Origin of the sequence: Dietzia sp. DQ11-38-2, assembly GCF_014145055.1 — a bacterium.
In the GTDB taxonomy this organism is placed as follows: domain Bacteria; phylum Actinomycetota; class Actinomycetes; order Mycobacteriales; family Mycobacteriaceae; genus Dietzia.
The window spans coordinates 1-1437 of the sequence record NZ_JAALDW010000512.1 but is presented as its reverse complement, the minus strand read 5'-3'; the positions used below and the strand labels follow the sequence as shown (position 1 = coordinate 1437).

2 protein-coding genes are annotated in these 1437 nt (G+C 71.0%); one reads left to right on the top strand and one right to left on the bottom strand.

Annotation, left to right across the window (positions count from 1 at the left end; genetic code table 11):
• Positions 1 to 133: 133 nt before the first annotated feature.
• Positions 134 to 664 carry a MarR family transcriptional regulator gene (locus G6026_RS16000; RefSeq protein WP_182613751.1) on the bottom strand — a complete coding sequence of 177 codons (531 nt, stop codon included), beginning with the start codon at positions 662 to 664 and terminating at the stop codon, positions 134 to 136.
• Positions 665 to 760: 96 nt separating this feature from the next.
• On the opposite strand from G6026_RS16000, the gene G6026_RS15995 reads away from it, so the two are divergent.
• Complete coding sequence (locus G6026_RS15995; protein ID WP_182613750.1) at positions 761 to 1264, top strand: DoxX family membrane protein; 504 nt, start codon at positions 761 to 763, stop codon at positions 1262 to 1264.
• Positions 1265 to 1437 lie beyond the last annotated feature (173 nt).

Below are 1437 nucleotides of genomic sequence, written 5' to 3'. Positions count from 1 at the left end.
CGGCGGGTCTCCGGGGTGCGGACGCCGAGGACGCCGTTACCCGGCAGTCGACCGAGCAGTCCCAACAGGCCGGTCACCCCGACCACGAGGGCGAGACACGCCAGGAGCACCACGACCACCACGAGCACTGCGTTCACGCCCCCGAGGGTACGCCCGCGACGGGGGATTTCCGATTCGCCTCATCCCCCGTCGGACCCTCCCCGGCAGAGCCCTCGATGAGCGCGAACAGGCGCGCGAGCTCGCGCTTGCCCTGCTCGTCGAGGCGGTCCAGGAACTCCCGGCGCACGGTGGCGACGTGGTCGGGTGCGGCCTCCGCGATCTCCCGCATGCCCTCCTCGGTGGCGGAGACGAAGGCGCCCCGGCCATCGGTGGGGCAACTCGTCCGCTGGACCAGTCCCCGTCGGACCATCCGGGTGACCTGGTGGGAGAGCCGGCTCCGCTCCCATTGCAGGACATCGGCCAGCGCGGTCATCCGCAGCGGTCCGTCGGCCTCGCTGAGGTATACGAGCACCTCGAACTCCGGCTCCGTCAGGCTCGACGTGGCCTTGAGGTCCCGCTGGATGGCCAGGTGGAGGCGGCCCTGGATCGCGAGATAGTCGCGCCAGAGCGCCTTCTCCTCATCGGTCAGCCATCTGACGCCGTCGGTCACCGGGGATTCTCTCATGGGCCCAGTCTACGCCCATAGTTGACACGACACCTAGTGCGGCGATAGAAGTGTGTGACGCATCATCCGGATGCGTGACCCGAAAGGACTGACCCCGTGAGCGCCTCAGAATCCGTCGCCCCGACGCCCGCCCCCCGTACCGGCGCGGCCGCCACCCTCGTCGCCGTACCCGGACCCGTCCGCGACATCGGCCTCCTGCTGACCCGGGTCCTGCTCGGCGTCGTGCTGATCGCCCACGGCTGGGAGAAGCTCGTCACCAACGGCGCGGGTGCCACCGGCGAGTTCTTCGACTCCGTCGGCGTCCCGGCCGCCCAGGCCGCCGCTGTGTTCGCCGGCGTGGTCGAGCTGGCCGGAGGAATCCTGCTGGTGGCGGGCCTGCTCACCCAGGTGGTGGCGGCGCTCGTCGTCGTCGTCATGTTCGGCGCCTACCTTTTCGTCCACCAGGGCGCTGGCATCTTCGCCACGAACGGCGGGTGGGAACTCGTCGCCGTGATCGCGCTGGCCGCCACGGTCTTCGGCCTGGCCGGCCCCGGGCGATACAGTCTCGACGCGCTGATCGTCGCTCGCCGTACCGCCGGGCGCCGGACGGCGACGGCCTGATCGGTCCCGGCCCCGCACACAGCGGTGCCCACACGCCGAGGAGGCCCGGCCCGCTCCAGGGTTTAGGCTGGACACGGCCTGCGCGTGGGCACCGGCGAGGATCAGGGAGAGCAGACAACCGTGAGCAGTAGCGACGAGACCGTCACCGCAGATCAGCCCGCCACCGGGTCGCA